General features: G+C 35.6%; 14 protein-coding genes. 1 reads left to right on the forward strand and 13 read right to left on the reverse strand.

The window, feature by feature from the left end:
- Nucleotides 1-54: 54 nt before the first annotated feature.
- From ACFVR1_RS09525 to ACFVR1_RS09565, 9 genes are all read right to left on the reverse strand, one after another.
- Nucleotides 55-2,334: a DNA translocase FtsK gene (locus ACFVR1_RS09525; protein WP_387583440.1), complete on the reverse strand. Its 2,280-nt coding sequence runs from the start codon at nt 2,332-2,334 to the stop codon at nt 55-57.
- Between the two features lie 73 nt (nt 2,335-2,407).
- Nucleotides 2,408-4,075: a ribonuclease J gene (locus ACFVR1_RS09530; protein ID WP_387583443.1), complete on the reverse strand. Its 1,668-nt coding sequence runs from the start codon at nt 4,073-4,075 to the stop codon at nt 2,408-2,410.
- A gap of 862 nt (nt 4,076-4,937) precedes the next feature.
- Nucleotides 4,938-5,819, reverse strand: a complete 882-nt coding sequence (dapA, locus tag ACFVR1_RS09535; protein ID WP_387583446.1) for a 4-hydroxy-tetrahydrodipicolinate synthase — start codon at nt 5,817-5,819, stop codon at nt 4,938-4,940.
- Nucleotides 5,820-5,823: 4 nt separating this feature from the next.
- Nucleotides 5,824-6,870, reverse strand: coding sequence for an aspartate-semialdehyde dehydrogenase (locus tag ACFVR1_RS09540; protein WP_387583448.1), 1,047 nt, complete (start codon nt 6,868-6,870; stop codon nt 5,824-5,826).
- Nucleotides 6,871-6,951: 81 nt separating this feature from the next.
- Nucleotides 6,952-7,536: a dipicolinate synthase subunit B gene (locus tag ACFVR1_RS09545; protein ID WP_387583452.1), complete on the reverse strand. Its 585-nt coding sequence runs from the start codon at nt 7,534-7,536 to the stop codon at nt 6,952-6,954.
- Nucleotides 7,536-8,324 (reverse strand): NAD(P)-dependent oxidoreductase, encoded by a 789-nt coding sequence (locus ACFVR1_RS09550; RefSeq protein WP_387583454.1) that lies wholly within the window; start codon nt 8,322-8,324, stop codon nt 7,536-7,538. The genes ACFVR1_RS09545 and ACFVR1_RS09550 overlap by 1 nt, the downstream gene beginning before the upstream one ends.
- On the reverse strand, nt 8,321-8,593 hold the full coding sequence (locus ACFVR1_RS09555; protein WP_387583456.1) for a YlmC/YmxH family sporulation protein: 273 nt from the start codon (nt 8,591-8,593) through the stop codon (nt 8,321-8,323). The genes ACFVR1_RS09550 and ACFVR1_RS09555 overlap by 4 nt, the downstream gene beginning before the upstream one ends.
- 882 nt (nt 8,594-9,475) lie before the next feature.
- Nucleotides 9,476-11,113, reverse strand: coding sequence for a thiamine pyrophosphate-binding protein (locus ACFVR1_RS09560; RefSeq protein ID WP_387583460.1), 1,638 nt, complete (start codon nt 11,111-11,113; stop codon nt 9,476-9,478).
- Nucleotides 11,114-11,146: 33 nt separating this feature from the next.
- The gene (locus tag ACFVR1_RS09565) at nt 11,147-13,912 is read right to left on the reverse strand and encodes a bifunctional diguanylate cyclase/phosphodiesterase (protein WP_387583462.1); all 2,766 of its coding nucleotides are present in this window, start codon (nt 13,910-13,912) and stop codon (nt 11,147-11,149) included.
- 918 nt (nt 13,913-14,830) lie between these two features.
- Between ACFVR1_RS09565 and ACFVR1_RS09570 the strand changes: the two genes are divergently transcribed.
- Complete coding sequence (locus tag ACFVR1_RS09570; protein ID WP_387583465.1) at nt 14,831-15,418, forward strand: hypothetical protein; 588 nt, start codon at nt 14,831-14,833, stop codon at nt 15,416-15,418.
- 167 nt (nt 15,419-15,585) lie between these two features.
- Here the strand turns inward: ACFVR1_RS09570 and ACFVR1_RS09575 are convergent, their stop codons facing one another.
- From ACFVR1_RS09575 to ACFVR1_RS09590, 4 genes are all read right to left on the reverse strand, one after another.
- The gene (locus ACFVR1_RS09575) at nt 15,586-16,227 is read right to left on the reverse strand and encodes an SIMPL domain-containing protein (RefSeq protein ID WP_387583468.1); all 642 of its coding nucleotides are present in this window, start codon (nt 16,225-16,227) and stop codon (nt 15,586-15,588) included.
- Nucleotides 16,228-16,298: 71 nt separating this feature from the next.
- On the reverse strand, nt 16,299-16,757 hold the full coding sequence (locus ACFVR1_RS09580) for a DMT family transporter (protein ID WP_387583470.1): 459 nt from the start codon (nt 16,755-16,757) through the stop codon (nt 16,299-16,301).
- Nucleotides 16,758-16,774: 17 nt separating this feature from the next.
- A complete protein-coding gene (locus ACFVR1_RS09585; protein WP_387583473.1) occupies nt 16,775-17,473 on the reverse strand; it encodes a Crp/Fnr family transcriptional regulator in 699 nt (232 codons plus the stop codon).
- A gap of 30 nt (nt 17,474-17,503) precedes the next feature.
- On the reverse strand, nt 17,504-17,929 hold the full coding sequence (locus tag ACFVR1_RS09590; RefSeq protein WP_387583476.1) for a DMT family transporter: 426 nt from the start codon (nt 17,927-17,929) through the stop codon (nt 17,504-17,506).
- Nucleotides 17,930-18,029 lie beyond the last annotated feature (100 nt).

Below are 18,029 nucleotides of genomic sequence, written 5' to 3' on the forward strand. Positions count from 1 at the left end.
TTCTTATTTCAAAAAAAGATTTAATGGAAATTTCATATGCTTGTAATCATTTTGTCATATAAGGTCATGATCTAATGGGTGTTTTGGAGCAAGTACTTGACGTGGCTTGCTACCTTCATACGGTCCAACAACTCCACTCATTTCCAGCTGATCAATAATTCTAGCGGCTCTCGAATATCCAATTCTAAAACGTCGTTGAAGTAATGAAACCGATGCTGTCTGCATTTCCGTCACTAATTGCTCTGCATCATCATACAGTTCATCTCGATCCATTTGTTCTTCTACATCTTCCATTTCTTCTGGAATCATTTCTTCTTGATAATTTGCTTTTTGTTGTTCAATAACGAAATCCACTACACGCTCTACTTCTGCATCGGACAAATAAGCACCTTGAACCCGAACTGGCTTAGAGCTTCCTGCTGGTAAAAACAACATATCTCCTCTACCAAGTAACTTTTCAGCACCACCCATATCTAATATGGTGCGGGAGTCAATAGCTGAAGATACCGCAAATGCAATTCTAGATGGAATATTTGCTTTAATGATACCAGTAATTACATCTACACTAGGTCTCTGAGTAGCAATAATTAAATGAATACCGGCTGCTCGTGCCATTTGTGCAAGTCTTGTGATTGAATCCTCCACATCACTTGATGCAACCATCATTAAGTCAGCTAACTCATCCACGATAACTACTATATATGGTAGTTTAGGATGTTTTTCTTCGTTTTCTTCATTCCATTTATCGATATGTTCGTTATATCCCTCCATATTACGTGTGCCAGTATGAGAGAATAAATCATATCTTCTTTCCATTTCAGAAACGATTTTTTTCAATGCTTGAGAAGCTTTTCTAGGATCTGTTACAACAGGTGCCAATAGATGTGGAATACCATTATATACATTTAACTCCACCATCTTGGGATCAATCATCATCATTTTTACTTCATGTGGTTTCGCACGCATCATAATACTAACAATTATGCCATTAATACAAACACTTTTCCCACTACCAGTTGAACCCGCAACTAGTAAATGAGGCATCTTGTTAAGTTCAGCTAACACAGCTTGACCAGTTACATCCCTTCCAAATCCTATTAAGAGCTTTAAGTTTGGTTTATTGTTCTCAGTAGATTCGAGCACTTCACTTAGACTTACGATAGCAACTTCTTTATTTGGTACTTCGATACCGATAGCAGATTTCCCAGGAATTGGTGCTTCAATTCGAATATCTCTTGCAGCAAGCGCTAAGGCCAAATCATCATGAAGACTTACTATACGACTAACCTTAACACCTACATCCGGAAGTACTTCATATTTTGTAACAGCTGGACCTAAATGGACTTGAGTAACTTTTGCTTTTACACCAAAACTTAAAAAAGTTTGTTCCAATTTTTTCGCATTCGCTTGAATCATATTTAACTCACCGCTTTGGTCACTATGGGCTGGTGAATCTAATAGAGAAATTGCAGGTAATTGATAATCTTCATTTTCAACTACATCTGAATCCATATTGATTTCAATCGGTTCTGTCGGCTCAACTATCTCTTCTTTTTTTGAAATACGTTCTGTGAATGCAGAAATAATAGGAGCTGTTTCATGTACTATCTCGTCTATATGAATCATTTCTTCATGTGTTGTAACAGCCTCTTCTTGAGGAATCTCTTTTTTATTTCTCCTTGTTTGTCTTTCAGGAACAACTGGTTTCTTTTTCTTTTTTCTTATTTTCATCGAATCTTTAATCTTTGGTGATACTTCTACTAAATAGGGGACCAGTGCTTTTCCCGTTAGTAGAACAATTCCAATAAGTAATAACAGCCAACCAGCTATCTTTGCTCCTGCTGAATCAAATAACACATGGAATGTTGCAAATAGAATGGCTCCAATCATTCCACCACCAAGCGAACTACTCCTATCTATAATTCCACCACTTTCAACTAAAACTCTGTAACTTTCTCTTAACACCGAATTAGTTACTAAAGCTTTTCCTTGAAATAATTGTTCAAAAAGAGCTAAATGGCTAAATAATAAAAGACTACTCAAAAAAAAGATAGAGCCTAAAATTAGTCTATGATTCCAAGATGGAAATGTTTGTTTGATCATAATTATTAGAGCATAAACAATCAAGAAAAATGGTATTGCAATATGCCAATTACCAAAAAGAAAATATCCTATATATGCCAATCCCCTACCAACTAAACCATATTCAAAAAAAGAAATAATCGCTATTCCAATTACGATTAACCCAATAATTTCATACATAAGAGGGTGCAAAGGTTGTTTCTTTTCCTTTTTAGTTGGTTTTTTTAAAGTTTTTTTCTTTTTTTGAGCCAAACTAATCACCTACTTTCCTAAAAGATAAAAAGGATTTCCTATCCGCTTTCGGAAGGAAATCCTCATACTCATATTAATATTCCATAATAATCGGGATGATCATTGGACGTCGTTTTGTTTGTTGGAATAAATATGAATTTAGCGTATCGCGGATTTCTTGTTTAATGTTTGTCCATTCAAACGTTTCTTTATTCACATATTTTTCAACAATCGTTCTAACAAGCTTCGCTGATTCATCCATCAGCTCCTCTGATTCTCTAACATAAACGAACCCTCTTGATAGAATTTCTGGACCAGATGCAATTTTCTTTTGTGCACGGTTTAAAGTAATGACAACTATAAAAATACCATCTTGTGAGAGAAGTTTGCGATCACGTAAAACAATATTACCTACGTCACCAACACCAATACCATCAATTAATACATTACCAGCTGGTACTCTTCCACTCATTCTCATTTTGCCATTTTTATATTCAACAATATCCCCTTTATCCGCAATAAATATTTCAGATTTTGCCATACCGATGTCTTGAGCTAATTTGGAGTGAGCCATTAACATTCGATATTCCCCTTGAATTGGGATAAAGTATTTTGGTCTTGTTAAGTTAAGCATCATTTTTAAATCTTCTTGACTACCATGACCAGATACATGAACATTTTTGCTTGAAGTTAATACTTTAGCCCCTGCTTTAGCAAGTTGGTTCATCGTTTGGAACATTCCTACTTCCATCCCTGGCGAAGGGGTGAAAGTGATTAAAATTGTATCCGTATCTTTAATTTTTATATCTTTATGATGTTTTCGCACCATTTTTTCTAATGCTTCTAGAGGTTCACCTTGATTACCCGATACGATTATAACAATTTCATCATCATTGTATTTTGAAATTTCTTTAATCGAGATAATTGTATCTTCGTCAACAGAGAAGTAGCCTAGATCTAGTCCAATTTCAAAAATATTTTCTAAACTTTTTCCTGCAATGGCAACCTTCTTACCAGTTTCAACCGCTTTATCGAATACTTGTTGAATTCGTATAAAATTTGATGCATATAAAGACACAAGAATACGACCTCGAGCAGCGTGGAATGTTTCTGATAATTGGTTTTCAATAACTGCTTCTGAAGTTGTATACCCAGGTCTTTCCGCTTCCGTTGAATCAGATAATAAAATAAATACTCCTTCTTCACCAAGCCCAGCAATTTTAGCAATATCTGGACGGTATTTTCCTTTTGCTGATTGGTCAAATTTAAATTCCCCTGTATGCACAATTGCGCCTTCTGAAGTATGAAATACAATGCCAAATGAATCTGGAATACTATGTGTTGTGTGAAAGAATGTCACATAAGTGCTTTGAAAATTCATCCGACTCTTATTTGTCACTTCAAAATATTTAACCGATTGTTTGGAAGGTAACGCTTTTAAATGCGTCTTGGCTAAAGCAATCGTTAATTTAGAACCGTAGACAGGTGCTTGAATTTTTTGCAATAAATATGCTATAGAACCAATTGAATCTTCGTGTCCGTGGGTTAAAAAGATACCTTTTACACGATTTTTATTTTCTTCTAAGTAAGTTATATCTGGTATGACAATATCAATACCAAGCATTTCATTTTCAGGGAACATAAGCCCACTGTCCACAACAAATATTTCTTCGTCTATTTCTACTACATACATTGCTTTTCCAATCTCACCTACTCCACCGAGCGGTATGATTCGAATAAGTTCATTATTTACTTTTACCAATTGTTTTCCTCCTATAATTAACCCGACCAACATCCACTTATTTTCATTATATCGAACGAGGACGATTCGCACAATAATAAAAGCATAAAGCAAACACTTTACAAGTCTAAACGTCGTACTACTCAACCTATAAGAGCATCATGTCTCCACTAATTCCTCGGTGCTTTGGAGGGAACATAAGAAAAGAAATGAAATATTAATAGATATAGCTACATTTGCAATAAATGTTTTTAAAAGAGAGAAAAATTTATATGAATTTTTTGCGATGAACGGGTTGATTTCCGCTGCAGGCAGACGCTTTCTTACCACTAGTCAAGAGTTTCTATAAAAATCAAATTAAAGATAGTGATTCATTCAACGAGTTGTTGATTTCGGTGCAGAAGACATCTGCTATTCCCGTAGGAGTCGAGCTCCAGCACTCCAAGCAACAATGGACACTAAACAAATGGACTTATCAATAATCACCTTTAAAATTAATTACTTTATTAGGGTTTTCTCTTTCTAATTTGCATGCCAAACTTGCTAATTCCCTAGGAATCGCCGCCTTCCGCTCCAATCAATGAACCGAGGCATTTTCTTTTGCTTATCTATTGGGCAAGCAGACAGAGAGAAAAATAGGGAGTATCGATTAATAAAATAGCGAAGCCGCAGACGAAATTATATCTTCGTCCGCATTTAATCAAGAGGGCGAGGGACAAACATCCACCACAATATTAACGAAAAAATGGATCGTGAAGTGAAGAAGTCAATTCACGATCCATTACTCAGATGGTAATGATCTAGCAAGATCATAACTGCCCCAGCTACGTATACTTTCTTGTTTATAAAAAAAAGACTGAAAAGTGCCTCAGTCTTTTAACGCTTATTTTTTTTGTAAGAATTCATCCCATATTCGATCAAAATTTATCTTTTCCTCATCCGTCATTTCTACTAACGGAAGACGTAAAGAACCTACCCCAACTCCAACTTTCGAAAGCGCATATTTTACAACTACTGGATTAGGATGTTGAAATAATCCTTTAATAACTGGTAAGATTTGTTGATGAATTCTTGCTGCTTTCACATGATCCCCATCATGGAACGCATGAATCATTTCTTGCATATCTTTTCCGATGATATGGGAAGCAACTGAGATTATTCCAGTTCCCCCAATAGCTAATAAAGGTAAGGTTAAAGAATCGTCCCCGCTATATACGAGAAAATCTTCTTCCGTATTTGCTAATATTTTAGTCATTTGATCCAAATTGCCACTTGCCTCTTTCACAATCTGAATAGAAGGAATTTTGCTTAATTCAACGATTGTTTCAGGCTCCAGATTTACAACAGATCTGCCTGGAATATTATATAACACAATTGGTAAAGTGGTTGCATTTGCAATTGCTTCAAAATGGGCAACCATTCCTCGTTGGTTTGGCTTATTGTAGTATGGTGTTACAATCATAATTGCATCTACGCCAAGTGCTTCCGCTTTTAAGGATAAATCAATAGAAGCAGCCGTATTATTGCTGCCTGTTCCCGCTATGACAGGAACTCTTTTGTTCACTTTTTCTACAACAAATTGGATTAATTCTAGTTTTTCAGAAGTAGATAAAGTAGGAGATTCTCCCGTAGTTCCACATACAACAAGAGAATCCGATCCACTCGAGAGTAAGTGTTCTATCAAATTTTCCGTTGCTGTGTAATCAATGTCTCCATCTGATTTAAACGGAGTAACCATTGCTGTAGAAATATTACCTATATTCATGTTGTTACACCTCTTTTAGTATTCCTTCTTCAATTAAAGCCTCTGCAATTTGAATCGAGTTTAATGCTGCACCTTTTAGAAGGTTATCAGATACAATCCACATATGGAAGCCTTTACTGTTTGAAGGATCTTTTCTAATTCTACCAACAAATACATCATCTTTATCCTCTGCAAAATAAGGCATTGGATATTGCTGCTGTTCCGGTTTGTCTTGAACTGTAATTCCTGATGAATTAGAAAGTAATTCTTTTATATCATCTACTGAGACATCCTCTTTATCTACTTCTAGATAAACTGATTCTGAATGACCTGTAACAACTGGCACTCGGACGCAGGTAGCAGCAACTGCAAGCTCAGGCATTGACATGATTTTCTTCGTTTCATTCATCATTTTATGTTCTTCAAATGTGAATCCATCCTCATCAAATACATCAATTTGGGGGATAACATTTCCTGCAATTGGGTAATGTTTTTCATCACTTTTTACAGGTAAAATACTAGGGTTTGGATTCTTCTCAGTGATATTAGTACTTTGTAATGTAAGTTCATTTATAGCTGCAGCTCCTGCACCCGACACAGCTTGATAGGTAGAAACGATTACTTTCGTTAATCCGAATTGCTGCTTAATCGGTTCCAATGCACAAACCATCTGAATAGTAGAACAATTTGGGTTAGCAATTATTCCTGACTGCTCATGTAATGCTTGTTTGTTCACTTCCGGTACAACTAGTGGAACATCTTTATCCATACGAAAAGCACTCGTATTATCAATTACAATAGCACCTCTACTACTTGCTTCTTTTGCAAGTGCTTTAGAAATAGAACCACCTGCTGAGAAAAATGCTACGTCCACCCCTTGAAAAGATTCAGGTGTTGCCTCTTCAACTACATATGTTAATCTACTTACTTCTACTTGCTTACCTGCTGAATTCTTTGAAGCTAGTAGCTTTAATGTTGTATATGGGAAATTTCTTTCAACTAATTTTTCAATAATCTTTTGACCAACTGCACCTGTTGCGCCAACTATTGCTACCGTAAAACCTTGTGACATTTAAAGCTCTCCTCTCAATTCAAAACATATTGGCGATATTGTATCATATATTACATGAAAATACATTATCTTTAATATTTATTATTGATAACTTATGAGTATTGGCTGCATTTGTTTAGATTGAATAGCATGTTCTACTGTAGGAATTATCTTTGTAAAGTCTGCGATTAATGAATTCGGTTTTTTGTGAGGATTGTCTTGACCAAAGGGGATAAAATAAATGTTTTTGGTAGATAGGAGTTTCATAATATTCATACCATTTAAACCTAGTGCATCGTTTGTTGAGATACCAAGTACAACTGGCTTACCATTTCGTAAGGTGGCTTTTGCAGCCATTAATACAGGAGAATCTGTTTGAGCATTTGCTAGCTTGCTAATTGAATTTCCTGTCATCGGTGCAATGACCATGCAGTCTAGTGGATTGGTTGGTCCAAAAGGTTCTGCTTCTACAATTTTCGAGACAACTTTGCTCCCACTCGAAGCTTCAATTCTTTCAATCCATTCTTCACCAGTTCCGAATCGTGTTGCAGCAGTTAAAACAGAGTACGTAATTATCGGAACTACAGTAGCACCTCTATCAGTAAACTGTCTAATCATTGGAATTACTTCCTCATACGTACAGTGAGAAGCGGTAATTCCAAGACCTATTCGAAGACCATTTAACACTATTTTTCCTCCTCCAATACAGACAATTGAGTTTGAACCGACCTGGCTATTAAATATCCCGCATCTTGCGGAAAAAACATTCCAGGTAAACTTGTTGGATTTACATAATTAATTGGGATATTATCCTCATTATTTATAAGACATCCCGGCTTAGAAGCAAGATCGAATACTTTTATGAAACAGGAAGCATCTGTATTAATTAGCCATTTAGAAGGTATTGTATTAATTAGATAAGTTGACTGTTCTTCTGACTTTTGAATAATATTGTCTAATGTTTCAATTTGATAACCATAGCTTTTTGCTTCAAACAGCTGATGCTCAGATCTTACAGATATAATCACTTTCGCCCCAAGGTGATGAAGTGCATATGCTAGTCTCTTCCCTACTCTTCCATATCCGGTAATGATAAATTGTTTATTGTACAAAGACCTTTTTTCATTCAAATAAAAGTAGTTAATAAACCCTTCCGCAGTAAGATTTGCATTATCCCAAATCCACTGCTCATCCTCTAGATAATAAAACACTTTTCGTTCTCGAGACTCAAATTCTTCAAATTTCTTTCCAATAAAAAGAACTTCACATGATTTTGGTAATGTAAAAGGATGCTCCATCATCATTGCTTGAATTGGAAAAAACATTACATGTGGCTGGAACTCATGAATATCCTGCACTAATTTTTCGTTCCATACCATTGTTGAAAATAATTTAACTTCAAGATTGGAGGATAATTCCTCCTGCAAATACAGTAATCTATCATCCGTTCCGATTATGGCACATTTTTTGTTCATGAGTAATCACTATTGTCATTAAAAGAATCAGTTTCATTAAACAAAATACGATCTTTCCCTATGAGAATAATTTCTTCCCAAGAGATAAATTCCTTTTTCTTGTTTGTTTTATTTACTTGAAAAAAAGAAGCTGACTTTTGATATACTTCAAAACCTTTAATTTTTCCACTGGATGGATCAAATAGTAACTCGGTATTGGCTAGTTTTCCATATCTAGCACCATCTTTAACTTGGATAAGCTCTTTTTCAGCAAGTTCCGAAAGTAACAACCTTTCCCCTCCCCAATATATATTTCTACTTATGTATATGCCTATTAGCTAAACAAAGTGAATCAGAAAAACAGTATGACGTGTACTAAACAAATAAGAAAATCACAAACACTCTTTTAGTGATCTTGGCTTCACTAATTCCTGACTGCTTTGGCCGAAACATTTGCTAAACTATTACCTGTGAATTTTGAGGAGTTGGAAGTGACTACGTCACTTCCAACTCCTCATTTTCGGTCATCTTGTGACGAATGTTTGTCCGTCGCCCTCTTAGAATGTGTGAAGACAGGATACGTTTGTTTTGGATAATGAGAGAAAAAATACTTGCCTAATCTTTTAAAAGCTTCCGAAGATACCATTTCGGAAGCCCTTCACTTCTTTATCGGTAGATACTATTTATTTTTTCTCTGATCCCTCTTGCCGTATGGATAAGCAAAAGAAAGTGCCAGTTCATTAATTCGACCCAGCATATTGTCTTATCATTTGAACTGTTGATTGGAGTGCAGGAGCTCGACTCCTGCGGGAATAGCGTGAGCCTTGAGACCCCGCAGGTAGCGAAGCGAACGAGGAGGCTCAAGCCATGCCCGCGGAAAGCGAGCGCCGGAACGGAAAGCAACAACTCGTTGAATGGATTACTATCTTTAATTTGCTTTTTATAGAAATTACTCTTGACTAGAGGTAAGAAAACGTCCGCCTGCAGCGGAGATCAATCTGTTCATTACCTAAAATTTTTTATAATATATTGTCTTTTAAAAAACCCCTTTCCTATAGTGGAAAGGGGTTTTTAAATTCTTTATTATTCGGAAAGCGAGTATCCTTTTCTAAACTTGTTTTTGTACTTTTTCCTATTTTTCATAAAGAGGAAAAGTGATATTTTCACTCGGTTTATTTCCCAAAAGATGACAAGAACTTTACACGATCGCCCATTGGAGGTACGTTGTTATCAATTAAAGCCACTTCTAAAATAGCAGGTCCATTGCAATTCATTAAGCTACTAACAACTTCTTGAGATAAATCTTCCATTCGATCGATTCTAAAACTCGGGATATTCATAGCTGTAGCCATTGCTGCAATATCGATCGGTTCTTGTTCAAAAGATGGATGTGTACGCTTATATTGAAGAGAATGCCCGTGATATACCATTCCTAGACGCGCATTATTCATTACTACAAATAATACAGGGATATTATATTCTTTGGCAGTTAGTATTTCCATCCCATGCATGAAGAAGCAACCATCTCCTGTAATAGCTACGGAAGGACGTTCGGGTTCAGCAAGTTTCGAACCTATTGCCGAGCCAATTCCACTACCCATTGCTCCAAAATGTACATTAATATCAAAGGTATTAGATTCTAGAACATTCATATGATGAATGACATAAGCCATAAATTCACCAATATCAATTGAGTATCTAGTGGACTTCGGTAAATATTCTTGTAATTTGAATAATACATTTTTCGTGTTATATTCTTCGGTATTCCTGTTATCATCGTCCACTTTCTTTTGTGGTGTAACTTTCCTAGAGAAGTCATACGTTCTTAATTCTTCTATTAGATAATTTAAGCTTAATTGAATATCTCCTAAAACTGGGATATCAATTGGATATTTTCGATTGAACACCGTCTTATCAAAGTCCATTTGTACAGTAAAACGACCTTTCGTAAGATGTTCATTATAGTTACTTGTTGCCGTTTCCCCTAAGCTTGATCCGACAATTAATAATGATTTAGCATCGCCTTCATTTATTAAATTGGATGCATTTTCATGTGCTGCAAAGCCGAATACTCCAGCTAGAAGAGGATGTTCGGTCGGAATTAGCCCTTTAGCTTGCGGTGTTGTAATAATTGGCCAATCCAGAATTTCTGCTAACTCGATTAACTGTTCAACAGAATTTCTAGCTCCTTGCCCTACAAGAATATAGCCGCTTTCTTTTTCTACTAGATTTTTAGCTACTTCTTTAATGATATTCAAATTTGGAATTATTTCTTCTTTGTTTATGAATGAAGGTATTTCGGCTTGTCCACCATCTCCATGCTGAACATCAATCGGCATTGCAATATGCACAGGTCCTGGCACTCCAGACATCGCTATTTCAGTTGCCTTCACCACTTCATTTAGTAAATCTTTTGAATCTGTCACCGTTACACTATACTTTGTAACTGATTTAAATATCGGGTCTGCATCCAGTTCTTGAGAAGCATTTAAACCCATGGTGCTTACAGGAACGCCACCCGTGAAAAATAGGATAGGCAAATGCTCACGCATTGCATTAGCTGCTCCTGTCACTAAATTTGTTCCACCAGGACCACTACTTCCTATACATACACTCATCTTGTTAGTATATTTAGCATAGGAAGCTGCCATATAAGATGCTGCTCCTTCATGTTTTGTAACAATTGGTGTGATCTCGGGCATATCATAAAGTTCATTAAAAAATGCATTTACGGAACCTGCTGGAATACCAAAAACATGTTTTACTCCAATACCTTTTAAATACTCTAAAACAGAACGAACAGCCTTCATTTTATTCCCTCCATATATCTAACAATCAATTTACTAGCAATTGTGTAAATATTTCTTAGCAAGCTCCTGGGCATCTATTGGCTTACTAAAGTAATAACCTTGCATGATAGAACAGTCTTTTGATAATAGAAATTCTGCCTGTTCTTTTGTCTCGACGCCTTCCGCAATCACATTTAAATTCAAGTTTTGAGCCAAAGAAATAATGGTATTCGTAATAGCTGCGTTATCATCATCCTTTTCTAAATCTTGAATAAAAGATTTATCAATTTTGAGCGCATCAATTGGAAAGTTTTTTAAATAGCCTAAAGATGAATACCCTGTACCAAAGTCGTCAATGGCTATTTTCACGCCCAGATCTTTCAATTGCTTCATTTTCTTTATAGTTACCTCTGTATTTTTTATGATTTGGTTTTCTGTTAGTTCTATATGCAAACATTTTGGTGTAAGATTCAATTCTGCTAATATATTTTTAATCATTGAAACTAAGTTGTCCTCTTCAAACTGACGTCCTGACAAGTTAACAGACATACTCATATACGAATGCCCTTGCATATGCCATTCTTTCAACTGTTTACATGCATGGATTAAAACCCATTTTCCAATAGGAACGATTAATCCGGTTTCTTCTGCAATTGGTATAAAATCTACAGGTGAAATCATACCTTCTGTTGGATGATTCCATCTTAATAATGCTTCCACTCCAATAATAGTATTCTTTTTACTATCAATTTGAGGCTGATAATAGATAACTAGCTCATCCTTATCTAATGCTTTATATAATGCATTTTCTAACTTAATACTTTCTAGCGTTCGATTGTTCATTTCATTCTCAAAAAAGTGAAAATAAGTGCCTGATCTCTCTTTTGATTTATACATAGCTGCATCTGCGTTCTTTATCAAGTCTTCTGCATTATCTCCATTATCAGGAAACAAACTAATACCAATACTCGTTTTAATATAGAGTTCATTTTCTTTTAACGAAAACGGCTTAAAAAAGGAATCAGTTACTTGTTTTACTGTTTTGAGGACGTCTTTCTTACTATTAATATTTGGTAAGACAATTGTAAATTCATCTCCACCTTGTCGTGATACGATAGCTCCTTTTGGGATACTAACACTTAACCGATCCGCTACACCACGCAATAGAAGGTCTCCATAACTATGTCCTAAACTATCATTAATTAATTTGAAACGATCTAAATCTAAATATAGCACTGCAACTTTTTTATTGTTTGTCTGTGCGTCAAGTAGTGCTTGATTTAGAGTTTCATTTAAACGAATTCTATTAGGTAGATTGGTTAAACTGTCAAAATAAGCAAGATATTTTATTTCTTCCTCCATTTGCTTGCGTTCGGTTATATCTTTAAAAGTTACAACTTCTCCGTGCACTGTGTTTCCTTCTTTTATTAAGGAAATGACATATTCTACACTTAGACTAGAACCATCTTTTTTAAAAAACTTTTGATTTCCTTCTGAGTATGGTGAAAATAGATGCTGGGTTTTATGTCTTTTAAATATAATACGGCAAGGTTTACCTATTAGCTCACCTGTTTCATATCCCAATATCGATTCGCTGGCGGGATTACAAAATGTAATTTTCCCTTCGAGATCAATACCAAAAATTCCATCTCCGGCTGAATTTAATATTAATTCTTTCTCTCGACTAAGTTGTTCTAATTCCGTAACAACACGTTCAAGCTCTTTATGTTTATCAAAAATTTCTGAAGTTCTCTCTTCAATTATTACTTCTTGCTTTTCCATATAGAGTAAGTTCGAAAGAGTGGAAGCTGTAGCATCCGCTATAGATTGCGCAATCAGAATATCTGACTCTGGAAAAATTAAATCATTTTCTTCTAGTTCTACGATAGCCAATGCTCCTAAAACCTCTCCCATCGCAACTAATGGCAGCATGAACATTCCTCTTATGCCAAAGTATTGGCATGCTTCATGATTGGGTCTTTCATCCTCCAATACATTTGGAATAAGCAATGGTTTTTTTGTTCTTATAACTTCTTGGAATACAGGATCATTTGCAGGGTCAATACGAAACCTATTATGCGTATTCTTCCAATCTTCCTCCGTCCAATCACTATCCCTGCTTAAACTTGCTGGCTTAATAGCTTTTTCAACTAAAGGATCTAGGAGGTGAACACCAATATTATAGTTCTTCAACACTTTCCCAACATAGAAAAAGCATTTGTCTATAACCTCTTCCATCGTAGAGCACATAGATAGTTCACGTGTAAGGTCTAATAATAATTGCTTTTCTGCGATTAGATTCTCCTTACGTGTCATATTTGTTGCATTTTGTATTGCAACACCAGCCATATTCACATATGCTTCTACAGTTTGAATTTCTTCTTCTGTTAAATTCATTGGAATTCCATAATCAAACAAAAAAACAAGACCAAATAATTCATTTTCATAAGAAATAGGAAGAACTAATAATGATTTAATTTTAAATCCTTCCACAGCTCTAGGGTCAGGTCGATTATCCTTGGATGTATCTGGTATATAAATTGTTTTTTGTGTATCAATTACTTCTTTAGCAAGAAGATCAAATTCAGTCTCAATTACGTGCATATCTAATGTCATTCCATTGATGATCTCTGGCTTTCCAACATATCCTCTAAATTTCCCATCTGCCTGAGGCAAATAAATCCCTACAGAATCACATTGTACGATTTCCTCAGATATAGCTGTGACTACCTGTTCCAATACTTCACGGAGTTCCAGCTTCGTATTTATTAATTTGGTTATATTAGCGAGACGTGAGTATCTCGTTTGTTCTTTTACCATTCACGACCCCCCATTCCTAACACCTTGAACTTAAATTATCAAAAAATAAAGATTATGTACCAATCTTAACATCTTAACTTTCTATTTAATATTATTTTCATAGAGAAAATTAAAAAACTTGCTGTTTTCCGATTACATTCGAATGCAGATTGCCGAGCAGAAAGACTACCAGTCCATTTAAAAAGAGTAACCATAGAACTATGATTTCCGCTATGACCGACGTTTTTCGCGGACACGGCTCAAATCTCCTAGGCCAACAGGATGTTGGTCATGAAGGCGTTGCCTCAGGGAATAGGCGTCTTTAGCCTTCCTTCCCTATCCTGCGTTCCTGCGAGACCTTCCGCTCATGCACCTGCCGCTTTGCTTTCGGTGCAAAAAACATCTGCTATTCCAGCAGAAGTCGCCGACCTCCGCATCTTTATCCGTGGATACTACCTATCTTTTCTCAATTTCAGCATGACTTGATATGCAAAAGAAAGTACACCAGTTCATTAATTGGAAGAATTATATTTTTTATTGGGACTGTTTATTGAAGTGGAAAGCGGCGACTCTTAGGGGATAAGCAAGCAAATGAAGACACTGGCCTCGCATGAAGCTAAATTAATTTTTTGCGACGAGCTAGCGAAAGAGCGAAGGAAGCGGCTTGATGCTTGCCCCAAGGAAAGTGTCTGACTGCAGCGGAAATTAGCTTTTATCATGGTAGATGACGGCTTTCTTGAAACGTGAGCAATGGTAGTTTCTTATCATTGAACAAAAACCCTGTAATGATTCTATATATTTCCTCACAATTAGCGAATAAGTTCATAAAATATAGAATGACTACCATCTGTGATAAAAAGGAGTATGTTAGAAATGAAAGAATCGGAGGTACATTTATTTTCCACAGTCTTAGCAAAGAATAACAATCGAAGTCATTTCGTGTCTAATCCATATATAGAACTATTAGAGGAACAAAAATCTTTAAACCTACATTTTATGGAATACTTTTCTCAACTAAGCGACTTGTGCCATACAATTTTAGGGAAAGTGCAAGAGCAAGAAATAGCTTTAAACGCACAAAAAAGAACTCTGAGGATAAATTATTTAAACCTCAGAAATGTTTTGATCGAAAACGCTCAAACCACTAAAAAACATAACTTCGATTTAGGGAAGCTTTCAAATTCTCATAAAATGATAATTGAACAATTAAGGAAACAAAGAGAGGTACTAGATATTATGCATCGAAGGATTGTTAGACAAAAGAATTATCTTAATAATTCTTCTATTACTCAAAACAGAAATATAAAATATTCGTTAGAAAAATATGACTCGTTGGAAAAAATGAACGAAACAATTTTGAACCACATAAAGCTACAAAAAGAGGAACAGGAAGATTTCTTCCATAAATTTTTGGAAGTATTTAATAATCCAAATGACGATCTAGTTAATATTTCTGTAAAACCAGTTAATCCTTTTGAAAATCTGTCACATCAGCCGGAGGATTCCATTGAAAGCACTGATAATTGAAGCTATTCAAAGGGACAAGAAAAGCAGGTTGTTCCATTAATATGAACACCCTGCTCTTTTAATTTTATTATATATACTTTTTTAAAACACAAGTGACTACTCTTACGAAGAAAACCTAAGTTATATACATAACTTCATCTTATTAGTAAGGGCTTCCTACTATTTAATTAGTATTGAAACTTAACTCGAACAGTAGCGCTAATCGTCATTTGTCCTTGTTCGATTGGCGTAGCTGAGTTTTCAGCCATGGAAACTGATTTAAATAATACAGGACCTGCCTCATTCTCTTCTACGATTTCTATCGGTTGTGGATGCAATGGTAGTTTCATTGTCTCGGCTATCGTTTTTGCTTTGGCTTGAGCATTTTGAAGCGCTAAACGGAGAGCTTGTTGATAGGACGTATCTACGTTTTCAATTTTAAACTGAATTCCTGAAATGCGATTTGCACCATTTTGTACTGCCGTATCAATGACAGTTCCTATTTGACTGATATCTTTTACTTTTACAGTAATTGCATTCGTAACTTCATATCCTCTAAAAACTTGTTTTCCTTCAATAAAGTCATAGTGTGGGTATACATTAAATGCTGCTGTTTGAATATCCTCTCTCGGAATATTGAGCGCCAAAATGGACTGGATCACGCGATTCATGATGTTTGCATTTTCCTGCTGAGCCTCTCTCACGTTCATTCCTTCTGTATTCACTTCTATTTGAAGTTGAACATAGTTGGCTTGTACAGTAACTTTCCCGTTCCCAGTAACTGTTATCACTCGCAATGTTGGAAATGCCATTTGATGAACATAGTGCATCGGATTACCCCTTCCGTATTGTGCATACTTACATTCTATGCTTGTTGTCTAGGGAAGTTGTCGCAACAAACTTAGCATTTCTCCGACACTAGCTCTTTACCACCTAGTTTAAAAACGATTATTCCACCGATGATCACCAACACACCCAATAACTGTTGGAACGTAAAGGGCATTTTCTCAAGACCTAACCAGCCTAGAGAATCAAATAGTAGCGCAAAGCAAAGCTGTGATGTAAGTACAATAGAAATAGCGTATGTTGGACCTAGCAATTTGATACTCCGAACCAAACAACTAACGACTCCTACTCCAATAATCCCACTAAACCAGTACCAACTTTTCATATTATCCAACATAAACATACGTTCACCTTCCAAGATGAGGCCAATTAGGAAGGAAGCCAAAAATCCCATTCCTAATATAAGTGTTGTTGCGCTCCAAGAACCTGTTTGTTCATTGACTTTACTATTAAAAATATTTTGCAGACTTAAGAAAAAACCTCCAATAATTGCTATTGCTAACCCTACAAACATCCTCTCAACTCCCCTATTCATTCATAAATATTATCATTAGCAAGGATACTTAACCCTTCGCGGTCTATTACGCTGATAAATTCTTTATTACGTTCAATTAGCCCCTCAGCACATAACTGATTAATAACCCGATTCAGATGTCTATAACTTGTTCCAATTAGACCAGCTGCATCTTTTAAATTCTTAATACTGAGCCGTCCTTTAAAATTTGCATTTGATTCATCAAAGGATATAGACATTAAATAACTAGCTAAACGCACTTCTACTGGATACATCATGTTAAAACTAAAAGAATTATCCTTAATCCGAAATTTTCTTGTAATGATTTTAAGTAAAAACTGCATGAGCGGAGGATAATTCATTCCGTATTTATTTAACCAATCATAGTGAATTCCAATCATATAAACTGGCGTAACAGCTTCAACTGTATTAATCAATTCAATATTTTGTATGAATTCAATATCGCCAACTATTTCGAGGGGAGATTTAAAAGCAATAATTAGCTTATATCCTTCCGAAGAGTTCATAAAAATCTTTATTTTCCCTTTCACTAGTATATATAGATGGCTTTGGAGATCTCCCTGTTCACAAATAATTTCTCCTTCATTGAAACTATATAACGACAAATGCGGTAATAACGCCTCGTTAAATACAGATTCAATTTGATGAACTTGCAAATAGTAATGGAGTTGCTTTCTATCCTCGATTTGCTTCATGAATTTTTTCCTCCTAGCCTTTTATCGCTATCAAAGTCCTAAAATCACAACACCAGCTACCATCATTCCCATACCGATAAACTGAGGTAGTTTCATTTTCCGCTTTTCTACGCCAAACCATCCATTAATATCAATGACAAAGGTCAAACTAAGTTGTGCGATCAGCACTGCGGAAATAGTAAGTGTAGCTCCAATTTGATGAATCGCGGTAATATTACTAAAAATAATGACAGCAGCCAAAGCTCCGCCAGTTAAATAGACCGGTTTCACTTGCTTAAACATTTGCCATTTGCCATCTCGTACGAATAACACAATGATCAACGCTAATACAAATCCCGTAAGTTGTGTAATGCTAGCGGTCTGCCATGTACCAATATCTTGACTAATCCTTGCATTAGCAACCCCTTGTAGGGTTATAAATGCCCCAGCTAAAAACGCAAACATGATCCCTCTCATTTTTCATTTCCCCCATTCGACTTGTTATCTCTATTTAAAGATAGATCCGTATATTTTGGAAAGGACATATGTCCCTATTTTATTTTCCACAAAAAAACAT

The sequence above is a fragment of the Psychrobacillus sp. NPDC058041 genome, assembly GCF_042885655.1.
In the GTDB taxonomy this organism is placed as follows: domain Bacteria; phylum Bacillota; class Bacilli; order Bacillales_A; family Planococcaceae; genus Psychrobacillus.